Origin of the sequence: Streptosporangium sp. NPDC051022 (assembly GCF_040683035.1) — a bacterium.
Lineage (GTDB): Bacteria > Actinomycetota > Actinomycetes > Streptosporangiales > Streptosporangiaceae > Streptosporangium.
In genome coordinates this window covers 1-24,340 of record NZ_JBFBCF010000051.1, presented here as the reverse complement: position 1 = coordinate 24,340, position 24,340 = coordinate 1, and the positions used below count along the sequence as shown (strand labels likewise).

Sequence of the window (24,340 nt, the reverse complement as noted above, 5' to 3'; positions counted from 1 at the left end):
AGGGGCGTTTGGGCTGGTGGAGCCTAGGAGATTCGAACTCCTGACATCCTGCTTGCAAAGCAGGCGCTCTGCCAACTGAGCTAAGGCCCCGAGATCAAGTCGCCGACTCGCACAGGGATCTGTGCTCGCGACCTGCTTCAGTCGTACACCGTAGCAACAGGACCACCTTCCGCGCCACTTGGCTTTCGCCTCCCGGCAGCTGAGGGGGCGGCTCTCGGGGTGGTGGGGCTCAGCAGGCGGAGGCGCCTACCGGGGTCTCCGCCATCTTGTCGTCCAGCAGCAGGGTGGGCAGGTCAGCGATGGAGTCCAGGAGGTGGGTGGCGCCGCCCTTGAGGAGGCGTTCCCTGCTGTGGACCCCGGTCATGATGCCGGCGACCACCGAGGCTCCGGAGCGGCGTCCGCAGAGCATGTCGCTCTCGGAGTCTCCGGCCACCGCGACCTGGCGGACGTCCTGGATGCCGAGGCGCAGGACCGCGCTCAGCACCATGTCGGGCATCGGACGGCCACGGCCCGTGTCCTCCGGGGACAGGGCGAGATCGATCCGGTCGGACCAGCTCAGGGCCGACAGCACGCGGCTGAGCGCGGTACGGCTGAATCCGGTGATCAGGCAGATCTTGACGCCGCCGTCGCGGAGCCTGTCCAGCGTCTCGACGATGCCGGGCATCGGGATGAGGCCGGATCTCCCGATGGCGCCCTCGTAGGAGCGCTCGAAGGTCAGGTTGGCCGCCTGGGCCTGGGCCTCGTTGTCGGGGAAGATGCCCCGGAAGACGTCGATCGTCGGGCAGCCCCGAGACCGGTGCACGTGCACCATGGCACGTGCGTACGCACCGGTCCCGGGCACGATGCCCTGCGTGGCGATCGCCTCGGCGAACGCCCTTTCGATCATGGCGATATCACCGATCGTGGTGCCCGCCAGATCCAGACAGGCGAGCCTGATGGGGATCGTTCCCCCATCGTGGGCAAGGATCATGAAAGCACCCGAATCGGTAGCCGCGTGGTTCAGTTCTCGCTGCCGGTGGCCTCAGTCCACAGATCGAGCTCGGCGCGATCCGCCTGCACCTTGCGCCAGATCAGCAGTCCCCCGAGCGCGACGAGCGCGAGAACGAGCAGCTTCTTCACGGTGTGACCCCACTTCTTGACGGTCTCACCTGCCGGGGTGAGACAACGCCCGGTTCCAACGTTTCCCTGCAGCCTAGCAAGGGATCGGGCCATGATCCGGTCCGGGCGACAGGCTGAAGCAGCCAATCTCCACCAACCGGATCATTCTAATCACCACGTCGTACGGCTCGCATCCGAACGGCCGTAGTCTGCGGCGAGACCAGCCTGGCGGCCATCTCCGCTTCACGATAACTCGCGCAAAGGCCTCACGGCGCCCGCCCCGGAAGATGGATCAGTGGACGCACTCGTCCGCACAGACCCCAGTAACCTCCGCGATCAGCCCTTATACCCGTTTACCCATGATATTCGGAGGCCGAACGCCGCAAGATGGGAGACGGGAGGCGGGAGGCCCATGCCGGGTCCGTCACCGTCTGGCCCCTCCTCGGCCCGTCTGTCCCCCGAGCCAAGGCAACGTGTCACGTCCCCGGTGCACGATGCCCACGACCGTCCTCAGGCCGTCGTCGTCCTTGGCGCCCTCGAGAGCGGCCCTGGCCACGGAACTCCTGGCGGCCCATCCTCGCCGCAGGATCCTCCTGACCACCCTGACCACGACGGAAGATCGCGTCGAAGAACTGGCCGTTCCTCAGGTCGGCGTGGTCCAGCCGGGCCCGGGTGAAGTCGGTCCGGTCGCCCTTGCCGCTGCCGAGACGGGCGTCGCCGAGGTCGGCTCCGCGGACGTCGGTGTTGGGCAGCGACGCCTCGCTGAGATCGGCCTTGCGCAGGTCGGCCCCGGCCATCTCCACGCCGCCCAGGTCGGCCCCCTTGCGGGAGGCACCTCGGAGATCGGCCGGGTGAGCACGCCGCGCACCCTCACGCCGTCCAGCTTGGCGCCGTGGAGGTCCGCACAGGTGAGGTCGGCCGGCGGGGCGGCTCTCGTGAGGTCCTTGCCCGCCGGCTTCGGGCCGCTTCCCGGGGCGCGCGCGGTCTCGGCGGGCGACGGGGAGACCTGCACGACGGCTGCCAGGATCGCCACCGAGACGAGCAGGCGGGAAAGGGCGGACATCTCCCACTCGCCATCTCCCCCGAGACGTCTGGAATCCCAGCGGGAAACGCAGACGGGAAACAGAGACGGGAGCGGGGACGGGTCAGGCCTCCTTGACGAGGTCGGCGTACTCGGGGTGCCGCTTGATCCACCCTCCGACGAACGGGCAGCGCGGTACGACCCGGACGTCCTCGGCGCGGGCCGCGTCCAGGGCCGTGCGGGCGAGCGCCCCGCCGACTCCCTTGCCCTCGAACTCCGCGTCGACCTCGGTGTGGGTGTAGATGATGATGCCGGGACGCCGGACGAACTCCAGCCGTCCCGCGTGCTTGCCGTCCACTTCCGCCTCGTAGAAGTCACCGGTGGGTGAAAGCTTGACATCGACGTGCACGGAAGTCCTCCTTCGTGGGGTCGCCGGGCGGCGACGTACCGATCAGCCGATTCCCACGTGGATTCATTCCCCTCGGTCCCGCCGGGAACAGAGGTTCGCGACCCGGAGCGGCGGGGCCGGGCCGCCGGTGAACACGTGGTTAAAAGGTGCCCAACGAGATTTCGGGAGATCGGTAAACTGGAGGCATCACGGCGATGTCGATCCATCGGCACATCGCGAGGTGGCCGGCGCCGTCGCGGGAAACTCGAGATTGCGGGTGAACGACGTCGGCATTCAGCAGATCGCCTCAGCTCCCGAAAACCCCCGAAACCCCCGAAAGTCGCGAAAGTTCCGAGCGTTACCGAAAGGCTTCCGAGCAGGTGCGCCCGGCGCCCCACGGCCCCTCGGGTCTCCCCGTACGGCAGCCTGCCCCCTTCCCCCACCCGACAGTCTGCAGAGGTAACCCCGTGACCACGGCCGTCCACGTCACCGTCGTCTCCGGCGACGCCCCGGAGCAGATGTCCCTCCTCGCCCTCGCCGGGGAGCTCGACTACACCAACGCCGAGCGGTTCCGGCACAACCTCCTCGAGGCCATCGGCTCCGAGCCGCGTGACCTGGTCATCGACCTGACCGAGCTGACCTTCTGCGACTCGACCGGCATGCAGATCTTCCTGACCGTCCGCAAACTCGTCCAGGACCGCGGGTGCGGGATCGCACTGGCCAACCCGCACAGCCGCCTGGAAAGACTCTTCCACCTGACCGGGCTCGCCCAGGCCTTCGGCGTCCAGCCGACCGTCGCGGAGGCCGTCGAGGCCCTGAGGTCCCGCCGGTCGCCGCTGTAGTCGCCGCTGTAGGGGGGCGAGGCCCTGAGGTCCCGCCGACCCCACCGGTCCCGCTGCAGGAGGAGTCCCTACCGGTCCCACCGTGGGAGTCCGGGGGAGTCCAGGGGAGTCCGGGGGGTCGCGTCGGTCCCGGCGGGGATCCATGGTCCCGCGCGGTCGTAAGTTGGCAACGATCGGGCAGGTGTCTAGCATCATGGAACTCGTCAGCAACGCCCTGATTCTGGAGCGAGTCGGCTCGCCTCCCGGCGACTGCCAGGCAAGGCGACGTCAAGGGGGTGTCGTGACCGGCGACCACGGCCAGCACTGGCCGATCGACGACGATCTCAGCGGTCTGCGGGACCGTCTCCTCCACCACGCGACCCTCGCCGGCATGCGGGGCGCCCGCCTGGACGACCTGTTGATCGCCGTCAACGAGGCCGTCATCAACGTTCTCGAACACGGCGACGGTCAGGGCACGGTGAGCTTCTGGCACGACGACGACGGCGTCACCGTGGAGATCTCCGACACCGCGGGCCGGCTCGCTCCCCTGGACGTCCCTCCGCAGCGGCCCGCGGATGCCGTACGGGGGTTCGGTCTGTGGTTGATGAGCCGGCTCTGCGACGAGTTCTCCATCCACCAGGGCAGCGGCGGGTCGCTCGTCCGGCTGCGGATGCGACTGGACCCCGCCCCCGCGCTCTGACCGTCCACCGGCTCCACGCACTTCCTCTGCGGCCTGCCCGCTTCACCCGGCTCTCCGACGGCCCGCCCCCTTCGCGTGTTCCTCTGATGACACGTCCGCTCCGCACAGCCCCCTGACGGCCCGCCCCCTTCGCACGGTCCCGCCGGCTGTGACAGGCCCTCCCCCATGAACGTTTCTTTCACCGCGCTACGGAGCCTTTGCCTCCCACGGGGATCAACCCGCAGGTCAGCGGGGGATCACTGGGCTATCGTCAGCGCGCTAGGGGGACTCGATGGATCGTCTCAGGGTGATCGGCGTCGTTGTGGTGACCGCGGCGGCGGGAGCCACACTGGCCGGGTGCATGGGGCAGGACGAGAAGCAGGAGAAGGACCCCGCCGCGGTCGCCGCGGCCGCCAAGGCGTCCGCCGCCTCCGCGGCGGCGAAGAAGGCGACCCTGCTCAAGGCGAAGACGGCAGCGGCCGCGCAGGTCCACGCCAACGAACTAGGCCAGATTCCCGTTCTCATGTACCACCGCATAGTGGACAAGCCCGGGACCCAGGACGACCGCACCCCCCAGCAGTTCCGCACCGAGCTGGAACGGCTGGCCAGGGAGAACTACGTCCCGATCACCGCGGCCGAGTACGTCGGCGGCCGCATCGACATCCCCGCGGGAAAACACCCGGTCGTCCTGACCTTCGACGACTCGTCCCCATCACAGTTCGCCCTGGACGGTACGGGTGCCCCCAAGCCGAACACCGCCGTCGCCATCCTTGAGGAGGTCGCCAAGCAGCACCCGGGGTTCCGGCCGGTCGCCACGCTCTACGTGACCCGTGACATGTTCGGCAAGTCGACGCCCGAGGAGGGGGCGGAGATGCTGATGTGGCTCCGTGACAAGGGGTTCGACATCGGCAACCACACCCGTGACCACAAGAGCCTGCGCGGAAAGTCGCAGAGCGAGGTGGCCTCCGAGGTCGTCGCGGGCCACAAGCTCATCAGCGATCTGATCACCTCCGGCCCGGTCACCCTGGCACTGCCGTACGGCAACCAGCCCAACACCAAGGAGTGGGGCCTCAAGGGAGCCTCGGGAGGCGTCTCCTATGACTACGGAGGGGTGTTCCTGGCCGGATACACCCCGGCGGAGTCGCCGTTCAGCAAGAAGTTCGACCCGGTCGGCATCCCGAGGATCCGTTCGATGGACAAGACCGGCGACTGCGCGAAGTTCTGCTCGATCGCCTGGCTCGACTGGCTCCAGGCCAACAGCGACGAGCGTTACACCTCGGACGGCGACGTGAACACGGTCGCCTTCCCCAAGTTCAAGTCGCCCTTCATGATGAAGCGGTTCGGCGACCGCGCGCTGCCGTACTGATCCGGGGCACGGGCGTCATGGACCCCGTGACCCCGTAACCCCGTGCTCCCCGCGGCCCCGTGCTACTCGTGACCGGCGTGATCGGCGTGATCGGTCTGGCCGTCGTTCCCGGCGGCCACCGGTACCCCCCGCCACGCGCGGAAAAGGGCGAGGGTCTCGGCGAGCTGCGAGTGCAGCGGGCTCGGCGGCGCGTCCTGCGCGAACCAGCCCAGCTCGTCGAACTTGTGGGGTTCTCCGATCGCCACCTCGGCCGGGTCGACCCTGACCGCGAAGACGACAGCCACCCAGTGTGAGGCGGGCTCCTCGCGGATGACGTTGCGGACACCGATCGTCTCGGTCTCCAGCACGCCCGCCGAGTACTCCTCCCGAACCTCGCGGGCGACGGCCGTCTCGAACGACTCGCCGTACTCCAGCGCCCCGGCTCCACAGTCCCAGGTGCCGGGCTCGTCCCGCGCACCCGCACCGCGTCTGGCCAGCAGCACCCGGCCCCGGCCGTCGTGGCAGACGAACACGCACGAAACGGCCGGTTTTCTCGGCGCGGGCTCGGCCGCCCCGGACCGGTCGCCGTCGGCGCGCGGGAACCTGTCGGCACTCATCGGGAAATTCTCCTCACTCTTCCGAAACACCCCGAGCCGTGAACGCCCCGGACCGTGAACGTCCCGGACCGCGAACAGGCCGGACCGCGAACGGGCCGGAGCGGAGACGGTCCTGGTCAGAAGTGGTTCAGCAACTCGGGGAACGTCCGCAGCCGGAGCACCCGCTCGTCGTCCGGGTCGAGCTCGGTCTGTTCGAGCACCCAGGTGTTGTCGTTCGGGATGAAGACGGCGTTCATTCCCGCCTCACGGGCGGGGAGGATGTCCGACTTGGGGGAGTTGCCGATCATCCAGGTGTTCACGGGCGTCAGGTCGTGTTCCCCGGTCAGCCACAGATAGATCTCGACGTCCTTCTCCGCCACGATGTGGACGCCGTTGAAGTGGTGCGCGAGCTCGGATGCCTCCAGCTTGCGCCGCTGCTCCTCCGGGTCGCCCTTGGTGAGCAGGAGCAGCCGGTGCCGGGTGCCGAGTTCGGTGAGCGTCTCGGCGACGCCGGGGACCAGCTCGACGCGGCGCTCGACAAGCGCCAGGGCCAGCTCGTCGATCCGCAGCCGCTCCTCCTCGGTCGCGGGCCGTTCGTACAGCCGCTCCAGGCACTCACCGAGGCTGCGCAGGAACACCTTGCTGCCGTATCCGTGGACCACCGCGTTGGCTGCCTCGATGTCGTCGAGGATGGCGCGGATCTCGGTCCTGTCGAGGGTGGGGTGCTCCAGCCAGTCGAGGAAGTCGTCGATGACCCGCTCGAAGAGGACGTTGTTCTCCCAGAGCGTGTCGTCGGCGTCGAAGATGAGCACCTGGTCCATGAGTCTCACGCCGGCACCTCCGCGCGGGCCTCGGTTCCGGCCCCGGGCCCGGCCACTGCCATGGTCCGCGGGCCGTGCCGTCCCGGGCGGTCCGTGACGGCGGCGTTCGCGAAGGCGCGGCCCGGCTCGTCCTGGGGAAGGGCTACAGGGTCCAACGCGGGTGCTCTTTCCTCTCGGACCGGGAGAGTGGTCACGGCTCCGACGATGTTCGGGGAGCGCGGAGCCGTACACGTTCTACCAGGGACCGCCGGAGAGCCACCACCGAATATCGGGGGGTACGGCCACGCGCCCCGGCCGCCTCCACGAGGCATCCCCCTCCCGGAGAGGCCACCGTCTCACCCTCGCGAAGAGGCGGCCGTCCCGAAGAAACGGCCGTCCCGGAGAGGCCACCGTCCCGCAGAGACCACCATCCCGAAGAGACCACTGTCCCGGAACGGCTCCGGCCCCGGTGCCTCAGGACGGCGACGCCGCCTCGGCGATCACCGCGTCGACCTCCCCGCGGCGTTCGGCCTCCTCCGCGGCGAAACGCTCGACGTCGAGCCGGTCGGCGATCTCCTCGTCCCGCCTCATGAGAGCGTCGAGGTCGCCCTTGGACATCTCCAGAACGCCCATGTCGTCGTAGGCCCGCCGGACGCGGTCGCTCCACAGTCCGATGTCCTTGACGCACGGGACGATGCGACCGAACAGCAGGCTCTGGAACGTCCTGATGTACGGCGAGTCCCGGAGCATCTCCTGAGCCTCCTGCCTGGCGATCCCGAAGTTCTCCCAGATCTCGACCCCGCGGAGGCGGTCGCGCATCAGGTGGCACCCCTCGATGACGAAGTCCTCGCGTTCGCGCAGCTCGGCCGACGACAGCTGCGCGTAGTAGTCGCGCAGCGCCAACCGGCCGAAGGCGACGTGCCGGGCCTCGTCCTGCATGACGTAGGTCAGGATCTGCCTGGGCAGCGGCTTGTCGGTGACGTCGCGGATGACGCCGAACGCGGCCAGCGCGAGCCCTTCGATGAGGACCTGCATGCCGAGGTACGGCATGTCCCAGCGCGAGTCCCTGAGCGTGTCGCCGAGCAGTTCCTGCATCCTGCCGTTGATCGGGTAGACCATCCCGATCTTCTCGTTGAGGAACCGGGAGAAGATCTCGACGTGCCGGGCCTCGTCCATGGTCTGGGTCGCGGAGTAGAGCTTGGCGTCCATGTCGGGCACGGTCTCGACGATCCGCGCACCGGTGATCATCGCCCCCTGTTCACCGTGCATGAACTGGGAGAACTGCCAGGAGGCCGAGTGACGGCGCACCTCCCTGCGCTCCCGCTCGTTCATCCTTTCCCAGTGCCTGGTGCCGTAGACGGCCATGGACTGGTCGGGGAGGCCGAGCGCGTCGTAAGGGTCGACCTCCAGGTCCCAGTCGATGCGCTTGACCGTGTCCCACTGCTTGTCCTTGCCCTTCTGGTACAGGGCCAGCAGTTTCTCCCTGCCCTCGTCGTACTCCCAGGTGAAGCGGGCGTCGCCGGACATCGGTACGTCCCAGGTGGCCTCGTCGACCGGGATGGTGTAGAGCCGGTGAGTCGACACGATGACTCCCTTCAGAGGCATCTGCACGAAGGCGCACGCGGGCGTACGCCGTCCGACGGTGTCATGTGCCTTTGGGGGTGTCAACGACGGACGGCGGACAGAGCACGGGCGAAGAAATCCCGGTGCGCCGCCGTTTCCCGTCAGTGCCCGGTGGCCTCCACCATCGCCGATCCCTCCGTGGGCTCCGGGGCCCGCAACCCGCGTACGCCCGGTGAGAGCAGCGCGGCCAGCGAGGCCAGCAGGACGATCGCGGCGCATCCCAGCAGCGCGTGCCTCGGGCCGACGAGGATCGCCGCGGGTCCGGCCAGCAGCAGGCCGAGCGGACCGAACATCAGGGACCCGAGGGCGTCGTAGGAGCTGACCCGCGACAGCGACTCCGGCGGGATCTCCCGCTGCATCGTGGTGTTCCACAGCACACCGAAGATGTCGAAACAGACGCCCATCGCGACGGCCCCGGCGACGACGGCCCACAGCGGCGCCTCCAGGCCGAGCAGCAGGTAGGGCAGGGCCGTGGGAAGGGTGAGGATCGTGGCGAACAGGATGGGACGGCGGGGCCGCAGCCGCAGCGTGACGAAGACCCCGCCGAGCATGCCGACCGCCTCTCCGGCCAGGACCGCCGCCCAGGCGGGCGCCCCGCCCAGTTGCTCCTTGGCCACCAGCGGCCCGAGCACGCCGTGCGCGGCCTGTACGGCCATCACCAGGACGGAGAACTGCGCGACCACCACCCACAGCCACTGCCTGGAGACGAACTCGCGCCAGCCGTCGCGCAGGTCGGCGAGGACCGAGTGGCCTCCGCCCTCCTGGCGCTCCGCGGGGATCAGGCGCAACGCGGCCACGAGCACCCCCGCCGTGGCAAACATGGCCGCGCTGACCGCCAGCGCCCAGCCGGCGCCGAGCAGGACGACCGTGAAGCCGCTCAGCACGAGCCCGGAGACGCGGGAGATGTTGGCGCCCAGTCCCAGCAGGGCGTTGGCGGTCTGCAGCCGTTCGGCGGGGACGACGTCGGGGATGATGCCGGTCAGGGCGGGGAAGAGGACGGCCACCGAGACGCCGCTGAACGCCGCCGCGACCACCAGGGCGGGCAGCGGGGTCCACCCGGTGAGCATCATCGCGGACAGGCAGGAGAACGCCACCGCGTTGAACGCCTCGCCGGCCATCATCACCCGGTGCCGGGGCAGCCGGTCCGCGATCACCCCGCCGACGAGTATGAACACGACCATCGGCAGCGCCTCGGCGGTGAGGACGATCGAGAGCGTCGAGGCCGTCGCCCCGGGCAACGCGAGAACGCCGAACGCGAGGGCCACCGGGGCGAACGAGGTGCCCAGCGTCGAAATGGTCCGGGCGGCGAGCAGGAGAGCGAAGTTCCGGTCGCGGAGCATGCCGATATCGCTCCGGTAGCTGTGCACTTGCCGACTCCTTCGCACACTGCGATACAGCACAAAGAGTGCCTATCTTTCCGCTTTTCGGGCGCCATGTCGCGTGAATATTCCACCCGCCGCCCCCGCCCGCCCACCGCCGCCACCGGCTGCGTTCCGGCGGCGTTCCGGCCACCGTCGGCCATGTCCGCCCGCCATCGTCCGCCACCACCCGCCACCACCCGCCGTCGTCCGCCGTCGTCCGCCACCGTCCACCCGCCTGTTCTCCACCACCCGTCCCCCCACGAGACGCGGACCGCGACGGGGTCACGCCCGTGACGGGGGACGCCGCAGGATGGGCAACGTGGAAGAAGCCTTAAAAGACGGAATATCCAACACTTGACTGACAGCGGTAACTTCTTGTCATCTCCAAAGTCGCGCTGGACTCCACCGAGTACGGCGCCGCTCCGCGTTCCCTCCCCGGCCCCGTCCCGGCCCGGGGACATCCCCGGCGAAGGAGCCCGATGAAGCAACTGAGCGCCATGCGATGGGCGGCCCAGGAGGATGCCGCCATGATGGTGAAGAGGCTGGGCGAACTGGTCTCGTGCGAGTCGCCTCCCGGTTCGATCCCCCACCTGACGGCCTGCGCCGACCTGGTGGCGGGCTGGGGCGAGGCGGTGCTCGGCAGGCCCGCGCGCCGCGTCGTCCGGGACGGCCTGCCCCACCTGCTCTGGTCCGCGCCGGACCAGAGAGTGCTGCTGCTGGGCCACTTCGACACGGTGTGGCCGGCGGGCACGATCAGGCGGTGGCCGTTCGCCGTCACCGACGGGACCGCGACCGGACCCGGGGTGTGCGACATGAAGGCGGGCATCGTGCAGATGTTCGCCGCGCTGGGCCTGGTGGCCGACACCTCCAGGGTCGGCGTGCTGCTCACCTGCGACGAGGAGAGCGGCTCGGTCACCTCGCGCTCCCTGATCGAGCGCCAGGCCCTGCGTTCGGGAGCGGTGCTGGTCTGCGAGGCGAGCACCCCCGAAGGGGCGCTGAAGGTGGCGCGCAAGGGCGGTTCCGTCTACCGGATCACGGCCCACGGCAGGGCGGCCCACGCCGGGGTGGAACCACAGCGAGGCATCAACGCCACCGTGGAGGTCGCCCACCAGATCCTCACCGTGCAGGCGCTCGCCTCCCCGTCCGAGGGCACGAGCGTGACCCCGACGCTGCTCGCCGCCGGAACCACGACCAACACGGTGCCGGAGACGGCCGCCCTCTCCGTCGACGTGCGCGCGTGGACGCGGGACGAGCTCGACCGGGTGGACCGGTCGATCCGCGGGCTGGTCACGCGGCTTCCCGGAGCCGCGCTGTCCGTCGGCGGCGGAATCAACCGGTACCCGCTGACGCCCGAGGTCGCCCTCCCCCTGCTGGCGGCGGCACAGGCGGCGGCCAAGGACATCGGCCTGCCCCCGCCGGAGGGCGCGCACGCGCCGGGCGCCTCGGACGGCAACTTCACCGGCGCGCTCAGGGTGCCGACCCTGGACGGGCTGGGCGCCGTCGGCGGCGGCGCGCACGCCCGCGGCGAGTACGCCGACGTACGGGCGATGCCGGACCGGGCCGCGCTGCTGGCCGCGCTCATCGAGCGGCTCCTGGCGGCGCCTTCTTAGCGGAAGCCGCCCACCAGGCGATAACCCCCCAATACGCTGTGATCAGCCGCGCTTCCCGCGGCCGTTGGGGGATTACCGCGAAGGTGGGGCGCAGGTATGAACAGCGATGGTGATTTACGGCCCGGCGATCGGAACGGAAGCGGCCCGCTGTTCGGGGTCGAGGAGGAGTTCCTGGTCGTCGACCCGGTGACCAGGTCCGCGGTCCCCCAGGCGGCGGCGGTGGTGCGCCGCGCGCGTGAACGCCTCGACGCGCGGGTGTGCGGGGAGATCACCAAACTCCAGCTGGAGACGAAGACCGACCCCTGCCGCACGCTCACGGACCTGCACAGGCAGCTGGTGGGGGCCCGCGCGGTGCTCGACGCCGCGGCGACGGCCGAGGGACTGCGGGTCATGGCCAGCGGTACCCCCGTGCTGGGCCGCGTGATCCCCCCGCCGATCACCGAGGGGCCCCGGCAGGACCGCGGCACGGCGACCTTCAGGGGGCTGCACGACGAGCTGAGCATCTGCGCCATGCACGTGCACGTGGAGTTGCCCGAGCGGGACCGGGCGGTGCTGGTGAGCAACCATCTCCGTCCCCACCTGCCCGTGCTGATCGCGCTCGCGGCGAACTCGCCCTACTGGGCCGAGCGTGACACCGGATACGCCAGCTGGCGCACCCTCGTGTGGAACCGCTGGCCGGTCGCGGGGCCGCCGCCGTACTTCACCTCCGCCGCCCACTACGACGAGTTCGTCGCGAACCTGCAGGAGGCCGGCGCCCTGGTCGACTCGGGCACCATCTTCTGGGACATCCGGCCGTCGGCGCACCAGCCGACGCTGGAGATCCGGGCGGCCGACGTGCCGATCACCGCCGAGGAGTCGGCGCTGCTCGCCGCCCTGGTCCGCGCCCTGGTCGTGACCTCGCTCGCCGCGGTCGACCGGGGCGACCCGGGCCCGGTCGTCTCGGCGGACCTGATGCGCGTCGCCTACTGGCGGGCCGCCCGCGACGGGATGGGCGGCCACGGGATCGACGTGCGCACGGGACAGGCGGTGCCCGCGGCCGAACTGGCCGAACGCCTGCTCGGTGAGGCCCGTCCCGCGCTGGAGGAGCACGGCGACCTCGACCGGGTGACCGGATGGCTGCGCCGGCTGATCGACGACGGTGACGGGGCGACGCGGCAGCGACGGGCCGCGGCGGGGAACGGCGGGCTGAGCGGGGCCGTGGACCACCTCATCGAGCGGACGGCGCCGCTCACGGCGCTCGGCCTGCGTCCCCGGGAGAGCACCCCGACGAGCACCTTGACATGACCTGCACGGGGGAGACGCCCCCGTGCGATCTGCTGGCCGGAGGGAACGCCCCGGCGTGACCCCGGACGGCACGTACATCCTGGTGCGCCCCTGGATGGGGAGAGTGCACCGGTATGACCCGCGGACGGCGCGGACGTCCGGCCGGCAGGCGGCAGGAGAGCACGCCACCGTAAGGACATCGCCGCCGCCCGCGGGTCATCCTGGGAGAACGCCGGATGTATGTCGTATGGACGGGAGGCGTTCCGTTGACCGAGGCCGCTCGGCGTTCCCCGATCCCCCTGAACCCGCGCCGGATGTCACCGACGGACATGACCGGCGCGGCCAGGATGTTCGCAGACCGGATGGCGACACGCCGGTCGGTGCGGGAGTTCTCGCCTGACCCGGTGCCGGAGGCGGTGATCGAGGCGGCCGTCCGGGCCGCCGCGACCGCGCCGAGCGGCGCCAACCTGCAGCCCTGGCGGTTCGTCGTCGTGACGGATCCGGCCCGCAAACGGCGGTTGCGCGAGGCCGCCGAGGCCGAGGAGCGGGAGTTCTACTCCCACCGCGCCCCCGCGGAGTGGCTGGAGACGATCGCCCCGATCGGCACCGACTGGCGCAAGCCGTTCCTGGAGACCGCCCCGGTGGTGATCGTGGTGTTCGAGGTGCACCAGGGCCCGCACAGCCCCAAGCCCTACTACGTCAAGGAGTCGGTGGGCATCGCGGTCGGCGTGCTGATCGCGGCGCTGCACCACGCGGGCCTGGCCACGCTGACCCACACACCCAGCCCGATGCGCTTTCTCAACGAGGTGTGCGAGCGGCCCGCCGAGGAGCGGCCGTACCTGGTGATGCCGGTGGGTCATCCGGCCGCCGACGCCCACGTGCCCGACCTGGCCCGCAAGCCCCTCAGCGAGGTGATGGTCCGCCGCTGAGGCGCCGCCCCACGCCGGATGTCCACCGCTGAGACGCCGCTGAGACGCCGCTGAGGTACCGCCCTATGCCGGATCCCCCTCGCCGGTCCGTGCCAGTTCATCCTCGAAGAAGGCCAGCAGGGGCTCGACGTGCCGGTCGGGGCGGCGCCACTCGGCGAGCAGGTCCTCCAGCAGGTGCCGTTCGGCGACGAGCTCGGTGCCCCGGTAACGCCGGACGACAGGGTGGATGAAGGCGCTCTCCTGAGCCCGGCCGGGCTCCGGGTGCCGTTCGATGGCGAAGACGTCACCGTAGTCCTCACGCCCCCAGCGCAGCGTGACCGTGTAGTAGTGCGGCTCGTCCCGGAACCGGGAGACCGCGTAGTCCTCGGGCAGGTCCGCGTAGTGACACACCTGCCCGGTCGCCTCGTCGAGCACCAGCACGTCGCAGAGATACTCGAACTGGGTCCACAGCGCCGAGCTCCAGTTCACCCGGTCCAGCACCAGCGACGTCAGCTTGTGCGGGTCGGCGGGCACCACGTCGCGGGGCAGCGGAACCCCGTCGTAGCGCTCGCGCAGCAGGGCGGTGAGCGTGCGCAGGTTGTAGCGGAAGCCGTCGATGAAGGCCGAGGACGCCCGGCGGAAGTCGCGTGCCTGCGCGATGGTGCCCGCGAAGTAGAGGTCGTCCACGTTGGCCGACTGCCAGTCGGGGCGCAACGCCGGGATCCTCCCGTCGCGCTCCGTCTCCGGGCGGCACGCCGGGTCGAAGATCGCGGTGTCCATCCGGAAGCCGGTACAGCGGATGACCGAGTCGTACTCCAGCACCGCCTGCTCGCCGTCGGCGTGGGTGTAGGTGATGCGGACCTCGAAACGGTCTCCCACCGGGCGGATCTCGTCGATGACGCAGTCGAGCACCGAGTGCAGCGTCTTGAACTGGTAGCTGTCCAGGAGCGCGCCGTACTGCCCGCGCACGTCACCGGGATGCTTGGTGTTCCACGCCAGGCGCAGCGGCCTGCGGCTGGCCAGGTGCACCATCGCCGCGTGGCCGAGGATCGCGCTCGCGGTCTCGAAGGCCGAGTTGCCCTTGCCGACGACGAGCACCCGCCGCCCGGCGAACGCCTCCGGGTCGACCCGCATCTCCTCGTAACCGACGGCGTGCTCGATCCCCTTGATCTCCGGCACGTACGGCCTGCCCCAGCCGGTCGCCACGATGACGGACCGGCAGCGCAGCGTGGCGTCGGCGGTGTGCACGAGGAAGCCGTCCCCGGCGCGCTCGATCCGTTCGACCTCGGTGCGGTACCGCACCGCCAGACCGTGCAGCCGCTGGAACTCCGACAGGTAGCGGACCAGGTCGTCGGCCTGCGGGAAGTAGTCGCGGCTGTAGCTGGGGAACGACAGCTCGGGGGAGTCGTTGAGCAGCGAGTTCCAGTCCCAGCGCAGCCGGATCTCCGGGTCGGTGCTGGAGGTGTGCACCTTGTTGAGGGAGATCAGCCTGCGGTGACGCGGGTAACTGCGGAAGAAGCCCGCCGGTGCGGCCTCGCGCTCCAGCGTCACGTAGTCGGCGCCCGCCCGCTGCAGGAAGTAACTCAGCTGGAGACCGGCGGGACCCGCGCCGACGATGACGTAGCGGTGCTCCTCGCCGTCCGAGATCTTCTTTCCGGTCGATTGTCCCTCGTTGTCCGAGTTTCTCTTTCCGTCCGGCTGTCCCTCACCGTCGGGGCCCGATCTGGACGTCCCGGCCTCAGGCATGATCTCTCCCAGCGCGTCACGTATGACCCCTTCGACCATCGGGGACGGCCCATGGGCTGTCAATGACGGCCGCCTGGCCGGATCAGGCCTTCTCGCCCGCCTCGCACGTTGGAAGAAGACAGCCGCCTCCGTCCCGTGCCACCATCGACCGGCCGGACCGGGGACGAGCCCGACGGAGTCCGGGAAGGTCCCGTGACCGCTGTTCGCCGATCCCTCGGAGGAGTGACGTTGTGGCACATATCAACCTTGGTGTGGACGAGAACGAATATCCCGGCATCACCGGTCCCATGCGGTTCCGTCCCGAGACCGCCAAGCCGCTCAACGAGCTGGCGGAGGTGCTGCTGCGCGGTCCGCACTCGCTCTCCCCGGGAGAGCGCGAGCTGATCGCCGCCTACGTGTCGGGCCTCAACGAGTGCTCGTTCTGCTGTTCGTCCCACTCGGCGTTCGCGGCGGCCCAGCTCGACGCGGGCATGGAGCTGGTCGAGCGGGTGCGCGCCGACCTGGACTCCGCGCCGGTCTCCGCGAAGCTGCGCGCCCTGCTGCGCATCGCGGGCACCGTACGCGACGATGGCAGGAAGGTCACCGCCGAGCTGGTCGCCGCGGCCCGCGAGGAGGGCGCGACCGATCTGGAGATCCACGACACCGTGCTGATCGCGGCGGCGTTCTGCATGTACAACCGCTACGTCGACGGGCTCGGCACGCTGGCGCCCGAGGGCTCCGAGCCGTACGCGAAGTCGGCCCGGCGCATCGTCGACTTCGGTTACCTGGTCTGATGACGCGGATGGAGGCGCTGACCGACGACCCGGCCTTCATGGCCGACCCGTACCCGGCGTACGCGAGGTGGCGGCGGTCCGGCCCCGTACGGCGGACCACGACGCCGGACGGGACGGCGGTGTGGCTGGTGACCCGCTACGCCGACGTGCGGGCCGCGCTGGGGGATCCACGACTGTCGCTGGACAGGACGAACTCCCGCGGCGGGTACGGCGGATTCCGGCTTCCGCCCGCCCTGGACCGGAACCTGCTCAACATGGACGCCCCCGACCACACCCGGATCAGGAGACTGGTCTCCAGGGCGTTCACCGCCAGGCGGGTGGAGGAGATGCGGCCTCGCATCCAGGCCGTCACCAACCGGCTGCTCGACGCCGTGGCCTCCTGTGACCGGGTCGACCTGATGGCCGCCCTCGCCGTGCCGTTGCCGCTCACGGTGATCGGGGAGCTGCTCGGGGTGCCCGCCGGCGACCGGGAGGCGTTCCGAGGCTGGACGACGACGCTGATCGCCCCGGATCCCGGCAGACCCGGCCAGGCCGGGGAGGCGGTCGGGCGGATGAGCGGCCTGCTGGCGCGCCTGGTCGCGGACAAGCGCGCCGAGCCCGCCGACGACCTCATCTCGGCGATGATCGCGGCGCGGGACGAGGAGGACCGGCTCACCGAGGAGGAGATGACCTCGCTGGCCTTCCTGATCCTGTGGGCGGGATACGAGGCCACCGTTCACCTCGTCGGCAACGGGATCCTCACCCTGCTGCGCCATCCGGAGTGGCTGGCCGCCGTACGCGACGATCCGGCCCTGGTGGCGCCGGTGGTGGAGGAGGTGCTGCGTTTCGTCTCGCCCACGCCGTACGCGATCCGGCGCTTCACCGTCGAGGACGTCACGATCGGCGGCGTCACCGTCCCCGCGGGGGACACCGTGCTGCTGTCCCTCGCCTGCGCCCACCACGACGAGACCGTCTTCCTCGGGCCGGAGAACTTCGCGCCGGGACCGCGGGAGAACTCCCACCTGGCCTTCGGGTACGGCGCGCACTACTGCCTGGGCGCTCCGCTGGCCCGCGCCGAGGCGCAGATCGCCATCGGCACGCTCGTCCGCCGCCACCCCGGCGTGACGGCGGCGCTGCCCGTCGAGGAGCTGCGCTGGCAGCCGTCGTACCGCAGTCACGGGCTCCTGGAACTGCCCGTGATCCTGTCGAAGGCCGGGTGAGCGGCCGGTACGGCCCCAGCCGTCACGCGCCGGCGCCCCCTCCGGGAAAATCCCCGCGGCGCCCGGAAAAGATCCGATTTCGCACGCGGGGATCACCCGGAAACGGCGTCCCGGCCCTCCGGGCGTCACACCCCCGAAGGTGATCTCAGCCTCTCAGCGAGAGATTCGCCGCCATTTAATGAAACGGGTCCAAATAACCCAGATTCGCACCCACCATATGAGACCGCCCGCCCCCAGGAAGAACAGGCCGGTCACATATGTCCACCACCCTCCCCCGTGAGAGAGGTCGTGGATACCACGGGTGATCGAGGAGACGCCAATGATGGGAAGAATGAAACTTTGGAAAATCCAGCCGCTCTCAGGGTGTCTACCGGACGATTCCTTGGGAGACATACCACCATTCTACGGCTTCCGCATTCTCCTCGGCATTCCATAATTTCGGGATGTCGTCTCCGCGGGGTCCCGTGACGACCGACCAGCCCGATATCCAGTGAAATCCCACATATCCCCCGGCGCCTCCGTCTCCTCGGACCGACGTCCCGGCCGCCCGAGCGCACGCCGCCCGGACAGCCGGGTAACGACACCCCAAACCGGGCGTGTTACGCGCCGCACGACCGGCGGGCGCACCTAATGTGACGATCATGGACTGGTCGCTGCTGACCTGTGCCTTCACCGGCCACCGCACCTACTCTCCCGACGAACCCGAGCTGCGCGATCGGCTCCGGGTGCACACGGCGTCGGGTGAGGCGTGGCGATGCCTGCGCTGCGCGGACTTCACGGTCGGCCCGCCCGGCGAGAGCGGCCCCGCGGACCGGGCGCCGGACGTCAGCAGGGACCGCCACCTGCGCGACACCATCGTGCTGCGCTTCTTCGCGGTCGAGCGCCTGATCAGGGTGGTCCTGCTGATCCTGGCGGCATACCTCGTCTGGAGTCTCCGCGGAAACCGCGGGTCGCTGGAGCAGATCTTCCGGCAGGAGCTGCCGATCCTCGGCGAGGCCGGGCTCGACGTCCAGCACTCCAGGATCCTGTCCTCGATCCAGGAGGCGCTGGGAGCCAGCGAGGCCACCCTCCGCTGGATCACCTTCGCGCTGGTCGGCTACGCCGTGATCGAGTTGGTCGAAGCGGTGGGCCTGTGGCTGCTCAGGCGCTGGGGCGAGTACTTCGCGTTCGTCGCCACCGGTATCTTCCTGCCACTGGAGATACACGAGCTGATCCAACGGGTCACTCTGCTCCGGCTGGGCGCGTTCCTGGTCAACGTGGCGCTGATGGTCTATCTGGCCTGGACGAAACACCTGTTCGGGCTGCGCGGCGGACGGGCGGCCTTCGAAGCCGACCGCAGAAGCGACTCATTGATCGAGATCGAGCGGGCCGCCATGACGGACTCACGGAAAACCAGGCGGACGGGACCGGACCAGCCGTAGGCTCCTCCTCCGGCGACCCCCGCGACTCCTCCGGCGGCGCTCACGGCGGCCCTCCGGCAGGACTCACGACGCCGGTCGGCTCCCCGGCCGCCCCGGCCGGACGGAGACTCGGCCGCTCCGACCGGACGGAGACTCGGCGACGGACCGCGAAACAGGCGAGCCCCATGACCGGGCGCGCCAGAGCGCCCCCGGGCACGCCAACCTTCCCCCTTTCCCGATTCGTGGCCTGATCTCCGGACGAAAGTCCCTGATATCTAGGGCCGATCAGCCCTGACGTCGTCGGCACGCACCGCCGTACCGTGCACACCGACGGAGTCGTCGGCGACACGGCCAGGGTGCGCGTCACCACGTGGAGACACGCGGCGACGGGTGCCCGACGCCTTCCATGCGGGCGGGTCAGACGGTCTGGCGAACGGCTTCGGCCGTTCGGCGTGGGTGGGAACCATCCACGCCACCTCGACCGGCGCGATCGGCGGGAATCCCGCCGGGCCGCTCCGGCGGCGACCTGGCGGATCCACGACTGGATGGGAGAAGAATTGACATCCTCCCGGCCCCGAAGGACCAGGATTCCCGGCCGAACCCGGGTGGTTCGCAGTTCACAGCCCCGCCCAGCGGCTGGAGGGCTCCCCGCGCTGCCACCCCATGCCCTGGGGCGGTCCTGCGATGCAGGCTTGGTTATCGCCGGCCCGATCGCCATGACAATCCCCGCCGAGCAAATCCGGAGAACACCATGAGGGACTGTTCCGCATTTCCTCCCCGCACTGAAGGACGGGGCATCCATGCTGGAGAGACGTGGTGAACCCCTGGCTCCTCACCTATGACGGTTACGATCCCGCCCAGGAGGGACTGCGGGAGTCGCTGACGACGCTCGGCAACGGCTACTTCGCGACCCGGGGAGCCGTGCCCGAGGCGCGGGCCGACGGGGTGCACTATCCCGGTACCTATGTCGCGGGCTGCTACGACCGGCTCGTCTCGCGGGTCGCGGGCCGTACGGTGGACAACGAGGACCTGGTCAACGTCCCGAACTGGCTGCCACTGACCTTCCGCGCCAAGGACGGCGACTGGTTCGCCCCGGGACGCGCCGAGATCCTCACCGCTCACCACGCCCTCGACATGCGCCGGGGGGTGCTCACCCGCCTGCTGCGGGTCCGTGACCCGCGGGGGCGGATCACCCGGGTGGAGCAGCGTCGGCTGGTCTCGATGGACGATCCGCACCTGGCCGCCCTCACCATGACGATCGTTCCGGAGAACTGGGGCGGGAGGCTGGAGATCCGCTCGGCGCTGGACGGGCGGGTCACCAACTCCGGGGTCGCCCGTTACCGGGGCCTGGCCGATCGGCATCTGGTGCCGATCTGCGCGCACGCCTCCCACGGGGTGATCGAACTGCTGACGCGGACCGCGACCTCGCGAGTGGAGATCGCGCTGGCGGCGCGCACCACCGTGGCCGGGGGGCGGTGCCCCGGCGGTGCGGCGCGGAACGGGGAGGGCGGCGACGGCGCGACCGAGGACGTCCGGGAGGGGTGGGTGAGCGACGACCGGACCGTCGAGGTGGCGATGGGTGAGGAAGTCGTGGTGGAGAAGGTGGTGGCCCTGTACACCTCCCGGGATCGGGCCATCGCCGAGTGCGAGGCGGCTGCCAGGACCGCGGTGGTGCGGGCCGGTTCCTTCGAGGCGCTGCTGAAGCGACACGTGCGGGCCTGGGACCGGCTGTGGCAGCGGGCGTACGTCACCGCCGAGATCGACGAGGTCAGCCGGATCGGCCAGGCCGGCGAGATCGCTGAGATCACTGAGATCGGCCAGGCCGGGGAGCACGCCGGGAACTCCGGAAACGCCGGGAACCTCGCAGACGCCGGAGACCCTCAGGCCCACGAAAACACCGGGAACGCAGGGGACACAGAGGACGCAGGGGACGCAGGGGACGCAGGGGACGCGGGGGACACCGGGAGCATCGAGGAGACGAGAAGCCCCGAGAGCGCCGAAGACACGAGAGACCCCGAGAACGCCGCGAATCCCGAGGACTCCGCGAACTCCAAGGCCACCGGGAACTCCGGGGACGCCGGGGACGCCGAAGGCCTCGGGGACGCCGGGCACATCGAGACGCAGCGGACCCTCAACCTCCACGTCTTCCACCTGCTGCAGACCACCTCCCCGCACCTGGCCGAACTCGACGCCGGATTGCCGGCCCGCGGGCTGCACGGCGAGGCCTACCGGGGACACGTGTTCTGGGACGAACTGTTCGCCTTCCCCTTCCTGGCCCCGCGCTTTCCCGAGGTCACCCGGGCGCTGCTGCGCTACCGGTGGCGGCGGCTGCCCGAGGCGCGCTGGGCCGCCCGCGTCGCCGGGCACACCGGCGCGATGTTCCCCTGGCAGAGCGGCAGCGACGGCCGGGAGGAGACACCACGGCTGCACCTCGACCCCCGCTCGGGGCGCTGGCTGCCCGACCACTCCCACCTGCAGCGCCACGTCGGGCTGGCCATCGCGCACAACGTCTGGCAGCACTACCTGGCCACCTGTGACACCGGCTTCCTGGCCGGGTTCGGCGGGCAGTTGCTGGTGGAGATCGCCAGGTTCTTCGCCTCACTGGCCACCTGGGAGGAGGGGCGGTACACGATCCGCGGCGTGATGGGCCCGGACGAGTATCACGACGGCTATCCGGACCGTGCCGAGCCGGGCCTGGACAACAACGCCTACACCAACGTGATGACCGCCTGGCTGATGCGCCGCGTCCTGGACACGATCTCCCTGGTCGGTGCCGAGGGGGTGAGCCGGGAGGAGATCGACCGCTTCACCGGCATGGCCGGGCGGATGCGGGTGGACTTCCACGACGGGGTGATCAGCCAGTTCGAGGGATACGAGGCCCTGCGGGAGCTGGACTGGGCCGCCTACCGGGAGAGGTACGGAGACATCCGGCGCCTTGACCGCATCCTGGAGGCCGAGGGCGACACCCCCAACCGGTACAAGGCATCCAAGCAGGCCGACGTGCTGATGCTGTTCCACCTGCTGGGCGAGGACGGGCTCACCGAGGTCCTGACCGGCCTGGGCTACGAGTGGGATCCGGCGATGACGGCCCGCACCGTCGACTACTACCTGGCCCGCACCTGCCACGGATCCACGCTGAGCACGGTCGTCCACACCGGGGTCCTGGCCCGCCTGCGCCCGGACGCCTCCGGCTCCCTCCTCACCGAGGCGCTGAACAACGACGTCAGGGACCCGCGGGGGGACACCACCGCCGAGGGGATCCACCTCGGCGCCATGGCCGGGGTCGTCGACCTGTTCGAGGCCTCCCGGGGCAACGCCCCGTGGGCCGTGAGACGAAACGCGCCTGACCGCGTCCTCCGGCGGGCGTGACGACGGTCGACCCAAGAGTCCGAATCGCCCATACAACCCATACAGCTCATACGACCCGCCGCCACGGACCGATCGTCGTACGGCCGTATGGCCGTATGGGCCGATCGTCTCCGATGACGGGACCTTCGCCTCTGCCCCCGGACACCGGCGTCAGGCAAGGCTTGCCCCCATGAACACCGACTCGGCCGGGCTGGACGTGCTCTCCCGCCAGGAGTGCATCGCCCTGCTGTCCTCGACCCCGATCGGGCGGATCGTCTTCACCGACCACGCCCTCCCCGCCGTGCAGCCGGTCACCTTCTACCTCGACGGCGAGGACATCGTCATCCGCACCGGCACGGGCTCCAAACTGGCCGCCGCCACCCGCCACACCGTGGTGGCGTTCGAGGTCGACGACTTCGACCCCCACGCCCGCACCGGCTGGTCGGTCACCGCCGTGGGCCGCGCCCGCGCGGTCTCCGACCCCGCGGAGATCGCCCGGCTGTCGGCCCTGCCGCTGACGGCCTGGGCCCCCGGAGAACGCAACCACTTCATCGTCGTCCAGGCCGAACAGGTGTCAGGCCGCCGCATCCGTCACTGACACGCCCACCCCGCCACCGCCACCGCCACCGCCACCGCCACCGCCACCGCCACCGCCACCGCCAGTGTGATCACGTCCCCACGGCGCCGGTACGGCGAACGGTGACACCGACCCGCACCACAACCCACAACCCACCCCACCACCGTCACCACACCCACAACGCGATCCCCACGGCGCCGGTACGGCGAGTGGTGACGCCGGCCTGGTCGGCGCCTATGGGCGGCGCGTAACCCGGTGAAGGGAACCCGGCCAGGGCACGGGTCCCCGATCGGTCTCTCCTGACGCGCCACGCCCGCTCGGTCTCTCCTGTTACACCACACCCGAGGGGTGCACGGTCACCAAGGGCCGTCCGAACGGTGACCAGGGCCGATCAGCCAGACGTGTATCGGGGGCGGGCGTGTATCGGGGTCAGCCGAGGGGGACGCTCCATCTCACCTGGGTGCCGCCCTCGGCCGGAGACTCGATCTCGAAGGAGCCGCCCAGTCGTTCGGCCCGTTCCTGGAGGTTGCGCAGCCCGCTGCGCCTGCCGTCGGCGGGCAGTCCCACCCCGTTGTCGGTCACCACCAGCGTGAGCCGTCCACCGGCCGCCTCGGCGCGTACCTCGGCCTTGGAGGCCCTGGCGTGCCGTACCACGTTGGACAGGGCCTCCCGCAGCACGGCCAGCAGGTGCTCGCCGGCCTCGGCCGGTACCTCGCTGTCCAGCCGGCCCTCCATCTCCAGGCCCGGCATGAAACCCAGATGACCGCGGGCCCCCTCGACCAGCCCCACGATCTGCGCGCGCAGACCGGACTCCCGGTCCTGCTGGGGGGTCTGCAGCGCGAAGATGGTCGAGCGGATCTGCCGGATGGTGCCGTCGAGCTCGTCGATCGCGTTCTGCAGCCGTGAGGAGGCCTCGGGGCGATCCACCAGCCGTACGGTGCTCATCAGCGTCATCGCCACGGCGAACAGCCGCTGGATCACCACGTCGTGCAGGTCACGGGCAATCCGGTCACGGTCCTCCAGCAGACCGAGGCGTTCGGCGTCCATCCGGGTCTCGGCCAGCTCCAGCGCGATGGCGGCCTGCCCGGCGAAGGAGTGCAGGGTGTGCAGCTCCGCCCAGCTGAACGGGATGCGGCCGGAGCGTTTGCCCAGCGACAGCACACCGCGCACGGTCCCCGCCGCCCCGATGGGCACCGCGGCCACCGGCCCCAACGAGGCGTACCCGGCGATCGGGATCGCGTCTCCCGCCTCCGCCGGATCGGTGACCATCAGCGGCTCACCTCCGGCGAACGCCCGGCCCGCCAGGGAACCGTCGACCACGACCTCGGTTCCGGCCCCCCGGTCGTCTCTCTCCCGGTCGTCGTCTCCCCGCTCCCCGGTTTCCCGTCCGTGCGCCGTCTCGTCGTCGGCGCTCCCGTCGGTGATGACCACCCGCAGGACCCGCCGGGTGTCGTCGGGCAGCAGGACCGTCACCACGTCGGCGCCGGCCATCTGCCGGGCCCGCCGCGCGATCAGGGTGAGCACCCGGTGAGGATCGGCGCCCGACAGCAGGCTGGTGGTGACCTCGGAGGAGGCCTGCAGCCACATCTCCCTGCGCCGGGTGTCCTCGTACAGCCGGGCGTTCTCGATGGCCACTCCGGCGGCGGTGGCCAGCGCGGTGACGATCGCCTCGTCCTCCTCGTCGAACGTGCCGCCGCCGCGTTTCTCGGTGAGGTAGAGGTTGCCGAACACCTCGTCGCGGACCCGGATCGGCACGCCCAGGAACGACCCCATCGGGGGGTGGC

At 70.4% G+C, this 24,340-nt stretch carries 21 protein-coding genes and 1 tRNA gene; 11 read left to right on the top strand and 11 right to left on the bottom strand.

Annotated elements, in window-relative coordinates:
- Positions 1 to 14: 14 nt before the first annotated feature.
- From AB0N02_RS44610 to AB0N02_RS44590, 5 genes are all read right to left on the bottom strand, one after another.
- A tRNA-Ala gene (locus tag AB0N02_RS44610) sits at positions 15 to 90 on the bottom strand.
- 139 nt (positions 91 to 229) lie between these two features.
- Complete coding sequence (locus AB0N02_RS44605) at positions 230 to 970, bottom strand: HAD-IA family hydrolase (RefSeq protein WP_363960726.1); 741 nt, start codon at positions 968 to 970, stop codon at positions 230 to 232.
- A gap of 29 nt (positions 971 to 999) precedes the next feature.
- The gene (locus tag AB0N02_RS44600; protein WP_013130296.1) at positions 1,000 to 1,119 is read right to left on the bottom strand and encodes a DLW-39 family protein; all 120 of its coding nucleotides are present in this window, start codon (positions 1,117 to 1,119) and stop codon (positions 1,000 to 1,002) included.
- Between the two features lie 455 nt (positions 1,120 to 1,574).
- Complete coding sequence (locus AB0N02_RS44595) at positions 1,575 to 2,168, bottom strand: pentapeptide repeat-containing protein (protein ID WP_363960724.1); 594 nt, start codon at positions 2,166 to 2,168, stop codon at positions 1,575 to 1,577.
- A 75-nt stretch (positions 2,169 to 2,243) separates the two neighbouring features.
- A complete protein-coding gene (locus AB0N02_RS44590) occupies positions 2,244 to 2,528 on the bottom strand; it encodes a GNAT family N-acetyltransferase (RefSeq protein ID WP_363960722.1) in 285 nt (94 codons plus the stop codon).
- Positions 2,529 to 2,974: 446 nt separating this feature from the next.
- Between AB0N02_RS44590 and AB0N02_RS44585 the strand changes: the two genes are divergently transcribed.
- The 3 genes from AB0N02_RS44585 to AB0N02_RS44575 all read left to right on the top strand — a co-directional run bounded on the left by AB0N02_RS44585 (position 2,975) and on the right by AB0N02_RS44575 (position 5,373).
- Positions 2,975 to 3,349, top strand: a complete 375-nt coding sequence (locus AB0N02_RS44585; protein ID WP_363960720.1) for an STAS domain-containing protein — start codon at positions 2,975 to 2,977, stop codon at positions 3,347 to 3,349.
- A 181-nt stretch (positions 3,350 to 3,530) separates the two neighbouring features.
- Positions 3,531 to 4,028 carry an ATP-binding protein gene (locus AB0N02_RS44580; RefSeq protein WP_363960719.1) on the top strand — a complete coding sequence of 166 codons (498 nt, stop codon included), beginning with the start codon at positions 3,531 to 3,533 and terminating at the stop codon, positions 4,026 to 4,028.
- A gap of 271 nt (positions 4,029 to 4,299) precedes the next feature.
- Positions 4,300 to 5,373, top strand: coding sequence for a polysaccharide deacetylase family protein (locus AB0N02_RS44575; protein ID WP_363960717.1), 1,074 nt, complete (start codon positions 4,300 to 4,302; stop codon positions 5,371 to 5,373).
- Positions 5,374 to 5,435: 62 nt separating this feature from the next.
- Here AB0N02_RS44575 and AB0N02_RS44570 read toward each other — a convergent pair whose 3' ends face one another.
- The 4 genes from AB0N02_RS44570 to AB0N02_RS44555 all read right to left on the bottom strand — a co-directional run bounded on the left by AB0N02_RS44570 (position 5,436) and on the right by AB0N02_RS44555 (position 9,738).
- On the bottom strand, positions 5,436 to 5,969 hold the full coding sequence (locus AB0N02_RS44570) for an NUDIX domain-containing protein (RefSeq protein WP_363960715.1): 534 nt from the start codon (positions 5,967 to 5,969) through the stop codon (positions 5,436 to 5,438).
- A gap of 116 nt (positions 5,970 to 6,085) precedes the next feature.
- Positions 6,086 to 6,769, bottom strand: a complete 684-nt coding sequence (locus tag AB0N02_RS44565) for an HAD family hydrolase (protein ID WP_363960782.1) — start codon at positions 6,767 to 6,769, stop codon at positions 6,086 to 6,088.
- A gap of 453 nt (positions 6,770 to 7,222) precedes the next feature.
- The gene (locus AB0N02_RS44560; protein ID WP_363960713.1) at positions 7,223 to 8,332 is read right to left on the bottom strand and encodes a ferritin-like domain-containing protein; all 1,110 of its coding nucleotides are present in this window, start codon (positions 8,330 to 8,332) and stop codon (positions 7,223 to 7,225) included.
- Positions 8,333 to 8,472: 140 nt separating this feature from the next.
- On the bottom strand, positions 8,473 to 9,738 hold the full coding sequence (locus AB0N02_RS44555) for an MFS transporter (protein WP_363960711.1): 1,266 nt from the start codon (positions 9,736 to 9,738) through the stop codon (positions 8,473 to 8,475).
- A gap of 473 nt (positions 9,739 to 10,211) precedes the next feature.
- Here AB0N02_RS44555 and AB0N02_RS44550 point away from each other — a divergent pair, with 473 nt between their 5' ends.
- The 3 genes from AB0N02_RS44550 (at position 10,212) to AB0N02_RS44540 (ending at position 13,534) form a co-directional block, all read left to right on the top strand.
- Positions 10,212 to 11,342: a M20/M25/M40 family metallo-hydrolase gene (locus tag AB0N02_RS44550; protein WP_363960709.1), complete on the top strand. Its 1,131-nt coding sequence runs from the start codon at positions 10,212 to 10,214 to the stop codon at positions 11,340 to 11,342.
- A 96-nt stretch (positions 11,343 to 11,438) separates the two neighbouring features.
- A complete protein-coding gene (locus AB0N02_RS44545) occupies positions 11,439 to 12,626 on the top strand; it encodes a glutamate--cysteine ligase (RefSeq protein ID WP_363960707.1) in 1,188 nt (395 codons plus the stop codon).
- 293 nt (positions 12,627 to 12,919) lie between these two features.
- The gene (locus AB0N02_RS44540; RefSeq protein ID WP_363960705.1) at positions 12,920 to 13,534 is read left to right on the top strand and encodes a nitroreductase family protein; all 615 of its coding nucleotides are present in this window, start codon (positions 12,920 to 12,922) and stop codon (positions 13,532 to 13,534) included.
- 63 nt (positions 13,535 to 13,597) lie between these two features.
- On the opposite strand, the gene AB0N02_RS44535 is transcribed toward AB0N02_RS44540, so the two are convergent.
- Complete coding sequence (locus AB0N02_RS44535; RefSeq protein WP_363960703.1) at positions 13,598 to 15,259, bottom strand: NAD(P)-binding domain-containing protein; 1,662 nt, start codon at positions 15,257 to 15,259, stop codon at positions 13,598 to 13,600.
- A 251-nt stretch (positions 15,260 to 15,510) separates the two neighbouring features.
- Here AB0N02_RS44535 and AB0N02_RS44530 point away from each other — a divergent pair, with 251 nt between their 5' ends.
- The 5 genes from AB0N02_RS44530 to AB0N02_RS44510 all read left to right on the top strand — a co-directional run bounded on the left by AB0N02_RS44530 (position 15,511) and on the right by AB0N02_RS44510 (position 22,577).
- Positions 15,511 to 16,032: a carboxymuconolactone decarboxylase family protein gene (locus AB0N02_RS44530; RefSeq protein WP_363960701.1), complete on the top strand. Its 522-nt coding sequence runs from the start codon at positions 15,511 to 15,513 to the stop codon at positions 16,030 to 16,032.
- The gene (locus tag AB0N02_RS44525) at positions 16,032 to 17,231 is read left to right on the top strand and encodes a cytochrome P450 (protein WP_363960699.1); all 1,200 of its coding nucleotides are present in this window, start codon (positions 16,032 to 16,034) and stop codon (positions 17,229 to 17,231) included. The genes AB0N02_RS44530 and AB0N02_RS44525 overlap by 1 nt, the downstream gene beginning before the upstream one ends.
- Positions 17,232 to 17,872: 641 nt before the next feature.
- A complete protein-coding gene (locus AB0N02_RS44520) occupies positions 17,873 to 18,652 on the top strand; it encodes a DUF2127 domain-containing protein (RefSeq protein WP_363960697.1) in 780 nt (259 codons plus the stop codon).
- A gap of 795 nt (positions 18,653 to 19,447) precedes the next feature.
- Positions 19,448 to 22,000, top strand: coding sequence for a glycoside hydrolase family 65 protein (locus AB0N02_RS44515; protein ID WP_363960695.1), 2,553 nt, complete (start codon positions 19,448 to 19,450; stop codon positions 21,998 to 22,000).
- A 169-nt stretch (positions 22,001 to 22,169) separates the two neighbouring features.
- Positions 22,170 to 22,577 carry a pyridoxamine 5'-phosphate oxidase family protein gene (locus AB0N02_RS44510; RefSeq protein WP_363960693.1) on the top strand — a complete coding sequence of 136 codons (408 nt, stop codon included), beginning with the start codon at positions 22,170 to 22,172 and terminating at the stop codon, positions 22,575 to 22,577.
- 408 nt (positions 22,578 to 22,985) lie between these two features.
- On the opposite strand, the gene AB0N02_RS44505 is transcribed toward AB0N02_RS44510, so the two are convergent.
- Positions 22,986 to 24,340, bottom strand: a 1,355-nt coding sequence (locus tag AB0N02_RS44505) for a GAF domain-containing sensor histidine kinase (RefSeq protein ID WP_363960691.1), incomplete at its 5' end; no start/stop codon positions are given.

Excerpts from the sequence above, each read along its gene's own strand:
- AB0N02_RS44605 (WP_363960726.1), bottom strand. The coding sequence starts at position 970 with ATGATCCTTGCCCACGATGGGGGAACGATCCCCATCAGGCTCGCCTGT.
- AB0N02_RS44575 (WP_363960717.1), top strand. The coding sequence starts at position 4,300 with ATGGATCGTCTCAGGGTGATCGGCGTCGTTGTGGTGACCGCGGCGGCG.
- AB0N02_RS44570 (WP_363960715.1), bottom strand. The coding sequence starts at position 5,969 with ATGAGTGCCGACAGGTTCCCGCGCGCCGACGGCGACCGGTCCGGGGCG.
- AB0N02_RS44565 (WP_363960782.1), bottom strand. The coding sequence starts at position 6,769 with ATGGACCAGGTGCTCATCTTCGACGCCGACGACACGCTCTGGGAGAAC.
- AB0N02_RS44550 (WP_363960709.1), top strand. The coding sequence starts at position 10,212 with ATGAAGCAACTGAGCGCCATGCGATGGGCGGCCCAGGAGGATGCCGCC.
- AB0N02_RS44545 (WP_363960707.1), top strand. The coding sequence starts at position 11,439 with ATGAACAGCGATGGTGATTTACGGCCCGGCGATCGGAACGGAAGCGGC.
- AB0N02_RS44540 (WP_363960705.1), top strand. The coding sequence starts at position 12,920 with ATGTCACCGACGGACATGACCGGCGCGGCCAGGATGTTCGCAGACCGG.
- AB0N02_RS44535 (WP_363960703.1), bottom strand. The coding sequence starts at position 15,259 with ATGCCTGAGGCCGGGACGTCCAGATCGGGCCCCGACGGTGAGGGACAG.
- AB0N02_RS44525 (WP_363960699.1), top strand. The coding sequence starts at position 16,032 with ATGACGCGGATGGAGGCGCTGACCGACGACCCGGCCTTCATGGCCGAC.
- AB0N02_RS44520 (WP_363960697.1), top strand. The coding sequence starts at position 17,873 with ATGGACTGGTCGCTGCTGACCTGTGCCTTCACCGGCCACCGCACCTAC.
- AB0N02_RS44510 (WP_363960693.1), top strand. The coding sequence starts at position 22,170 with ATGAACACCGACTCGGCCGGGCTGGACGTGCTCTCCCGCCAGGAGTGC.